Here is a 7,498-nt window from a genome sequence, read left to right on the forward strand (position 1 = left end):
GCCGCGCCGGGAACGTTTCCCGGTTGCGCCCGCGCGGGTGCCATGCCACCACCTGCCGCGCATGACCGCATCCGCCCCGACCATCCCTACTGAATCAACAGCGGTTTCCGGCGTATCGGCCCCTGCCGGTTGGGCTGACATTCGCAATGACGGCGATCTGCAATTCGCCCCGGTCACGATCCCCGAAATCCCGCCGCGCCAGCCGGGCTGGTTCGAACGCGTTCTGGACGATCTGTTCGGCTGGCTGGCAGACCTGTTCGCGCCGCTAGGCCAGTTGCTCGGCGCATCGTGGTGGTGGTTGCAATGGGCGCTGCTGGCCGCTGCTATCGGATTTGCGCTGGTGATGCTGGTGCGGATGTTCGGCCCCGGCGCAGGCTTCCGCCGCCCGCGCAAAACGGCGCAAGACGCGGAGGAATGGCAGCCCGATCGCGCCGCCACGCTCGCGCTGCTCGAAGATGCCGATCGGCTCGCCGCTGAGGGCCGGTTTGACGAGGCAACCCACCTGCTGCTGCTGCGCAGCGTCGGCCATATTGCCGATGCCCGTCCCGACTGGGTCGATCCATCGAGCACCGCGCGCGAACTCGCCGCACTGCCCGCCCTGCCCGATGCCGCACGCACCGCGTTCGGGGTGATTGCCGGAAGGGTTGAACGCAGCCTGTTCGCACTGCGCACGCTCGACCGGCCCGATTGGGAGGCAGCGCGCGCGGCCTATGCCGAATTCGCGCTCGCCCGCCTGAATACCGCAGGCGGCGCGGCATGAACCAGGCGGGGCCCGCCACCTTTTCGCGCGCGGGCGCGCTGGCACTGGTGGCGGTGGGCTTTGCGGTGTTCCTCGCGCTCATCTACCTGATCGCTGCGGGCGAAGAGTTTGGCGGGAACCGCAATAATGGCGGGGGCCATGCCGCCGCCAACGGGCTGAACGGCTATGCCGGCCTAGTTCAGATGCTTGAGGCGGACGGTTATGAGGTTAACCGGTCACGCAGTCCGGCGGGGCTGGAAACCGATGGCCTGCTGGTGCTGACCCCGCCCCCTTTCGTCGACGCCGATGAATTCGCCGAACTGCTTCAACGCCGCGAGTATATCGGCCCGACGCTGGTGATCCTGCCCAAGTGGGACGCCGCGCTGCCGCCGCCCACGCTGCCCGCCGAAGCGCGCGATAGGTTCAAGCCCGGATGGGTGGTGCTGACCGGGGCCGATGCGGTGGACTGGACAGCCGAACTGCCCGCGCCCTACGCCTTCACCCACGTGAAAGAGACGTTGCAGAAGGACGAGGTGCCCGGCTGGGACGGATTCGGAGTGGAAGGCAAGCTGCCGACCCGCACGATCCTCTACGCAGAAGATGATCCGCAGCACGAAACCCTGATCGCTGATGCCGCGGGCCATGCCCTTGCTATCAAAGTGATCGGTGAACCCGATACCGATTACTATGAAGACGCCCATTGGACGGTCTTTGTCACCGATGCCGATCTGATGAACAATTACGGGCTGGGCGATGCCGCGCGCGCCACGGCCGCCATCGCGCTGGTGGATGAAGCAACCTATGATCGCGACATCACGGGGGTGACATTTGACCTGACCCTCAATGGATTCGGCGCGTCGGAAAACCTGCTGACGCTGGCGTTCCGCCCGCCGTTCCTCGCCGCGACCTTGTGCCTGCTGATGGCGCTGCTGATCGTCGGCTGGCGCGCGTTCCAGCGGTTTGGCCCGGCGGCCAGCGCCAGCGGCCCCGCCATAGCGTTCGGCAAGCAGCGGTTGATCGCCAACGGCGCAAACCTGATCCTGCGCGCGCGCCGCCTGCCCTTGCTGGCCGCGCCCTATGCAGCATTATCGGCGCGGCGTGTGGCAGAACGGCTCGGCCTTGCCCGCGCGGATGCCGCCGCGATTGACGCCGCGCTTGCGCGCCGCCTGCCGCAAGAAGAACCGTTCAGCCGCCGCGCCGCCCGGCTTGAGGCTGCGACGCGGCCCGCCGATACTCTCAGCGCCGCGCAGGCGCTTGATGACCTCGCCACCAAGCTATCACACCAATCTATCACAGGGACAACAACCCGATGACCATGCCCCTCACCGACGTCCGCACCCTTGCCGACGCGATCCGTGCCGAAGTCGCCAAGGCGATTGTCGGGCAGGAAGCCATGGTCGACATGCTGCTGACCGCCATGCTCTCCGAAGGCCACGTCTTGATCGAAGGCCCGCCGGGCACCGCCAAGACCTTCCTCGCCAATGCCTTTTCCACAGCGCTGGGGCTGGATTTCGGGCGCATCCAGTTCACACCCGATATGCTACCGGGGGACATTCTGGGGTCGAACCTGTTCAACTTCCAGACCAGCCAGTTCACCCTGACCCGCGGGCCGATTTTCTGCGATCTTCTGTTGGCCGATGAAATCAACCGCACCCCGCCCAAGACGCAGGCCGCGCTGCTTGAAGCGATGCAGGAACGCCGCGTCACGCTGGACGGGGAAACCCATCACCTGCCCGAACGGTTCATGGTGATCGCAACCCAGAACCCGATTGAAAACCAAGGCGTCTATCCGCTGCCCGAAGCTCAGCTTGACCGCTTCCTGTTCAAACTGCTGGTGCCCTATCCGGCGGAAGATGAAGAAGCGCGGATCGTGGCGACTTATGGCCAGCGGGCCGGCCCGCAGCGGCCCACCGATCTGGGGGTGGCGGCTGTCACCAACGCCGCTGGATTGATCGCTGCCAGCGCAGCTTTGTCACAAGTGACGGTGGCCGATGACATTACCCGCTATGTTGTGCGCCTGATCCGCGCCACCCGCGAACACGCTGAACTGATCGTTGGCGCATCCCCCCGCGCGGCAGTGCTGCTGGCAGGGGCCGCCCGCGCGCGCGCTGCGTTGGAGGGGCGCGAATATGTCATCCCCGATGATGTAAAGGCATTGGCCGTGCCAGTGCTGCGCCACCGCCTGACGCTCAGCCCCGCTGCCGAGATCGAGGGGCGCGATATGGAGGCGCTGGTGGCCGAACTGGTCGAAGCCACGCAGGCACCCCGATAGGCAATGACGCGCCTCGCCCTCCCCCGCGTAAACCTGCCGCCGCTGCCGCTGGTGCCGACCGAGCGTGCGGCGTGGGTGTTTGCCGGCCTTGCGCCCGTCGCGCTGGTGATCGCGGCAGCTTCTCCCGGCGCATGGGTGATCGCCCCGCTGGCGGGGGCCGTGTTGCTGGCGCTGGTGGTGGCCGATGCGCTGCTGGCGGGCCGCTGCGCGGTTTGGGATGTCGAAACGCCCGTCGATGTCGAGGTCGGCCAGCCTGCGACGATCACCGTCACCGCGCGCTTTACCAGCGGGCGGCGCACCGGGGTTGCTGCGGCGGTGGCCTGCGATGCGCGGCTGGCCCCCGGCGGGCGGATCACCACCGATCTTGCAACCCTGCCCGATGCTCCCGGATGGCGCGGGGAAACGACTGTCACGCCCACCCGGCGCGGCACCGCCCCCGTCACCCGCGCGTGGCTGCGGTGGGAGGGGCCGCTGGGCCTCGGCGCGCGGCAGGTCAGCCACCCGCTTGAACAGGTGGTGCGGATCTGGCCCGATCTTTCGCCGGTGCGCTCGCCCGAATTGCAGACCTTCCTGCGCAATGCCCAACTTGGCCTCATCAACCGCCGCATCCGGGGCGAAGGCACGCAGTTCGAGGCTCTGTCAGAATACGAACCCGGCATGGATCGCCGCCGCATCGACTGGAAAGCCAGCGCGCGCCACACCCGGCTGTTCGCGCGCGAGAACGAGAGCGAGCGCAACAACCAGATCGTCTTCGCGTTTGATTGCGGACAGGCGATGTGCGAGCCTGTGGACGGGTTGCCGCGCATCGACCGGGCGGTTTCCGCCGCGCTGACCTGCGCCTATGTCGTGCTGAAGGGCGGGGACAAATGCGCGCTGTTCGGGTTTGCGCAAGCTCCGCAGATCATGACCCCCTTCATCGGCGATGCGCGCGCGTTCCACCGCTTGCAAAGCGCGGCTGCGGGGCTGGATTATCAGGCGGTCGAACCCAATTTCACGCTCGCGCTGGCAACTCTCACCTCCAAACTCAAACGCCGTTCGCTGGTGGTGCTGTTTTCCGATTTCACCGATCCCACCTCGGCCGAACTGATGGTTGAAAGCCTGGGGCGGCTGGTAGACAAGCATCTGGTGCTGTTCGTCACCATTGCTGATAGCGAGATCGAACGGCTGATCGCCGCGCGCCCCGGCGATATCGCCACGCTCGCCCGCTCTGTCACCGCCGATACGCTGGCGCAGCAACGCAAGCTGGTGTTGCAACGATTGCGGCGCATGGGGATCGACGTGATCGAAGCCCCGTGGGACGCCATCGGCCCGCGCCTGATCGATCGCTATTTCGCGATCCGCGCGAGCGAGGCGATCGGGTGAGGGGCGGATGAAGACACCGATCATCTCGTCATGGTTCGGGCGCGGACAGCTCGCCGCGCCGCCCGATATTGCCAGCGCGACGCTGCGTTCCGACCGGTTCCGGCTGGAGCGTGAGGGCGATTGGCGGCGGCTGGAGGCGATCATCAACCGGATGGAGCGCGGCGGGCTGCGGCGCATCGCGGATGATGACCTGCTGGCGCTGCCCACGCTCTATCGCACCGCCGCATCCAGCCTTGCGGTGGCGCGCGAAACCTCGCTCGACGCGGCGACCCTCGCCTATCTCGAAGCGCTGGTGCAGCGCGCGTGGTTTCAGGTTTACGGCCCGCGTCAGGGGTTTGCGCGCTGGCTGCGCGATTTCCTGCTTGGCGGATGGAGCCGTGCGGTGCGCGAAATCTGGCTGGATATCTGCATCGCGCTGTTCGTGATGGTATCCGGCACCGTGGTCGGCTGGCTACTGGTCGCCCAGAACGAGGAATGGTATTACCGGCTCGTCCCCGGCGGGCTGGCCGATACCCGCGTGCCGGGGGCCAGCCGCGAACAATTGCTGGCAACGCTCGCCACAGAGGAAAACGCGGTCGGCCTGTCTTCCTTCGCCGCGCAATTGTTCAGCAATAATTCCGCCGTTTCCATCCTCGCCTTCGCGCTGGGGTTTGCCTTCGGCATCCCGTCGCTGATGCTGCTGGTGCACAACACCGCGATGCTGGGCGCGCTGTTGTGGCTGTTTGCGAGCCAGGGCCTGCTGGTGGAACTGGCCGCATGGCTCAGCGTGCACGGCACCACCGAACTGCTGGGCATTCTGCTGGCAGGCGCGGCGGGGCTGCATATCGGGCGGGCGATGGCCTTTCCCGGCACGCGCCCGGTGCTTGACGCCGCAGCCGAGGCCGGGCGGCGCGGCGCGGTGGTGATGGTGGGCGTGGTGATCATGATGATCGTCGCCGCTTTCCTCGAAGCGTTTCCGCGCCAGCTGGTCGATGGCGCTGGCAGCCGCTTTATGATCGGAGGGGCGATGCTGATCTTCTGGCTATCCTATTTTGTCCTCTACCGCCCGCGCCGCATCGCCGAGAGCGCGGGATGAGCGTCGTCGCCCGCGCCCCCAACACCGATAAGCGTGCGCGGACGCTGGTGACGCCCGAAGGGATCGTGCTGCCGATCATGCTGGCATCGCGCGGCAGCCGGGCGGGCGCGCTGATCCTTGATGTGATGATCATCATGTTCGGGCTGCTGGCGTTTTACCTCGCGCTGTTGTGGATCGCGCGCGGACTGCTCGACGGCACCGGCCTGGATCCCGCCGCCGCGCCGCACGGGGCGCAGGAATTCATGCAGATCCTGCTGGCGCTGATCGGTTTTTTTACCTGGTATGGCTATTTTCTGGTGCAGGAACTCGGCCCGCGCGGCGCGACTTTGGGCAAACGCATCACCGGCATCCGCGTGGCGGCGCGCGGCGGCGGCAGGCTGACCCCCGAAGCGGTGATCGCCCGCAATCTGCTGCGCGATATCGAGGTTTTCTATCCGCTGATCGCGCTGCTGGTGCTGGCGGTGATGAGCGACGCGAACGAGGATGCGGGCCCGCTCGGCTGGGTGATGACCGCATGGTTTGCGCTGTTCCTGCTATTCCCGTTCTTCAACCGCGATGCCCTGCGCGCGGGTGACATCATCGCGGGCACGTGGGTGGTCGAACGCCCGCGCGCCAAGCTGGCCGATGTGCTGAGCGCCCAAGGCGCAGCAGGCGCACGCGGGGCCAGCGATATAACCGGCGTGCGCTATGCCTTTGGTGAGGCGGAACTGGCGGTCTATGGCGAGAAGGAACTCCAGACGCTCGAACGGATGCTGCGCGACGCCCAGCCCGATGCCTTGGCAGCGGTGCACACCGCCATCTGCCGCAAGATCGGATGGGAACCGGGGGCGGGCGACGAACGGGCGTTCCTCGAATCCTTCTATGCGCAATTGCGCGCCAAGCTCGAAGGCGACATGCGCTTCGGCAAACGCAAGGCGGACAAGTTTTCATGATGATCGACAGGCGGTTTTTCATTGGCGGATCACTGGCATTGGGCGCGGCAGCTTGCATTCCCCCCGATCAGAGCCCGACCGGCAGGCTGGCGGCGGAATTGCGCCTGATCGAGGCTGCGGCGGGCGGCACGCTTGGCGTGGAAATCTACAATACAGCCAGCGGCCAATCGGTCGGGATCAACCGGGATCGGCGGTTCGGCCATGCCTCCTCGTTCAAGCTTTCGCTGGCGGCAATGGTGCTTGCGCGTCATGCGGCAGGGACGATTGACGCCGACCGCCGCGTGACGTGGGGCGAGGCGGACATGATCGCCCATGCACCCTTCACCCGCGAACGGATCACCGCCGGGGCCACCTTGCGCGAACTCGCCGAAGCGACGCAGATCACCGGGGACAACCCGGCGGCCAATATCCTGCTGCGCGAACTGGGCGGCCCGGCGGCGCTGACCGCGTTCTGGCGCAGCATCGGGGACGATGTGAGCCGGCTTGACCGCATCGAGCCGGAACTGAACTTTGTCCCCGCCGCCGAATTTCGCGACACCACCACCCCTGCCGCCATGGCACGCACCGTGGCGAAGCTGGTTTATGGCGAGGTTTTGCCCCAGCCCGCCCGCGCCCAGCTGCGCCAATGGCTGATCGCCACCCAGACCGGGCTACGCCGGGTGCGCGCTGGCCTGCCCGAAGGCTGGATTGCGGGCGACAAGACCGGCACCTCGCTCGCGCCGGGAATGGGCAGCCTCTATGTCGATATCGGGATTGCCGAGGGGCCGAAGGGCGAACCTCCGATCACCTTCGCGGCCTATTTCACAGCGCGCGGCGTTCATGACCGAATTGATCCAACCGCCGAACTGGCGCTGTCGCGCGTGGGCAAGGTGATCAAGGAATTCGCCGAACCGGAACGCGGGTTGCCGCTGGTGGGGAAATTGTATTGAGCTTCTCCCCCTCCCCTTGCGGGAGGGGGTCGGGGGGAGGGGGCACCACGTCAGTGGACACAAGCGAAGCCTGCGGCCTCGCGGGGGGCCCCCCCCCCCCCCCCCCCCGCGGGGGGGGGGGGGGGGGGCAGGGGGGGGGGGGGGGGGGCCCCGGCCCCACCCCCCCCCCACCCCCCCCCCGACCGCCCC

The 7,498-nt window shown here is 67.2% G+C and carries 7 protein-coding genes; all 7 read left to right on the top strand.

Going from position 1 to position 7,498, the window contains the following annotated elements:
• Window positions 1-61: 61 nt before the first annotated feature.
• Genes ABIE62_RS10650 through bla form a run of 7 tightly spaced genes read left to right on the top strand, consistent with a single transcriptional unit; the run spans window position 62 to window position 7,309 of the window.
• Window positions 62-760 (top strand): hypothetical protein, encoded by a 699-nt coding sequence (locus ABIE62_RS10650; protein ID WP_354325891.1) that lies wholly within the window; start codon window positions 62-64, stop codon window positions 758-760.
• The gene (locus tag ABIE62_RS10655; RefSeq protein ID WP_354325892.1) at window positions 757-2,052 is read left to right on the top strand and encodes a DUF4350 domain-containing protein; all 1,296 of its coding nucleotides are present in this window, start codon (window positions 757-759) and stop codon (window positions 2,050-2,052) included. The genes ABIE62_RS10650 and ABIE62_RS10655 overlap by 4 nt, the downstream gene beginning before the upstream one ends.
• On the top strand, window positions 2,049-3,011 hold the full coding sequence (locus ABIE62_RS10660) for an AAA family ATPase (protein WP_454184746.1): 963 nt from the start codon (window positions 2,049-2,051) through the stop codon (window positions 3,009-3,011). Before ABIE62_RS10655 ends, ABIE62_RS10660 begins: the two co-directional genes overlap by 4 nt.
• A 3-nt stretch (window positions 3,012-3,014) precedes the next feature.
• Entirely contained in the window at window positions 3,015-4,373 is a 1,359-nt protein-coding gene (locus ABIE62_RS10665) for a DUF58 domain-containing protein (protein WP_354325894.1), read from the top strand.
• A 7-nt stretch (window positions 4,374-4,380) separates the two neighbouring features.
• The gene (locus ABIE62_RS10670; protein WP_354325896.1) at window positions 4,381-5,448 is read left to right on the top strand and encodes a stage II sporulation protein M; all 1,068 of its coding nucleotides are present in this window, start codon (window positions 4,381-4,383) and stop codon (window positions 5,446-5,448) included.
• Complete coding sequence (locus tag ABIE62_RS10675; protein ID WP_354325898.1) at window positions 5,445-6,380, top strand: RDD family protein; 936 nt, start codon at window positions 5,445-5,447, stop codon at window positions 6,378-6,380. Before ABIE62_RS10670 ends, ABIE62_RS10675 begins: the two co-directional genes overlap by 4 nt.
• Window positions 6,377-7,309 carry a class A beta-lactamase gene (gene bla / locus ABIE62_RS10680; protein WP_354325899.1) on the top strand — a complete coding sequence of 311 codons (933 nt, stop codon included), beginning with the start codon at window positions 6,377-6,379 and terminating at the stop codon, window positions 7,307-7,309. Before ABIE62_RS10675 ends, bla begins: the two co-directional genes overlap by 4 nt.
• Window positions 7,310-7,498 lie beyond the last annotated feature (189 nt).

Origin of the sequence: Porphyrobacter sp. MBR-155 (assembly GCF_040547625.1) — a bacterium.
In the GTDB taxonomy this organism is placed as follows: domain Bacteria; phylum Pseudomonadota; class Alphaproteobacteria; order Sphingomonadales; family Sphingomonadaceae; genus Erythrobacter.

Coding starts and splice junctions, on each gene's coding strand:
- ABIE62_RS10665 (WP_354325894.1), top strand. CDS start 3,015: ATGACGCGCCTCGCCCTCCCCCGCGTAAACCTGCCGCCGCTGCCGCTG.
- ABIE62_RS10655 (WP_354325892.1), top strand. CDS start 757: ATGAACCAGGCGGGGCCCGCCACCTTTTCGCGCGCGGGCGCGCTGGCA.
- ABIE62_RS10660 (WP_454184746.1), top strand. CDS start 2,049: ATGACCATGCCCCTCACCGACGTCCGCACCCTTGCCGACGCGATCCGT.
- bla (WP_354325899.1), top strand. CDS start 6,377: ATGATGATCGACAGGCGGTTTTTCATTGGCGGATCACTGGCATTGGGC.
- ABIE62_RS10675 (WP_354325898.1), top strand. CDS start 5,445: ATGAGCGTCGTCGCCCGCGCCCCCAACACCGATAAGCGTGCGCGGACG.
- ABIE62_RS10650 (WP_354325891.1), top strand. CDS start 62: ATGACCGCATCCGCCCCGACCATCCCTACTGAATCAACAGCGGTTTCC.
- ABIE62_RS10670 (WP_354325896.1), top strand. CDS start 4,381: ATGAAGACACCGATCATCTCGTCATGGTTCGGGCGCGGACAGCTCGCC.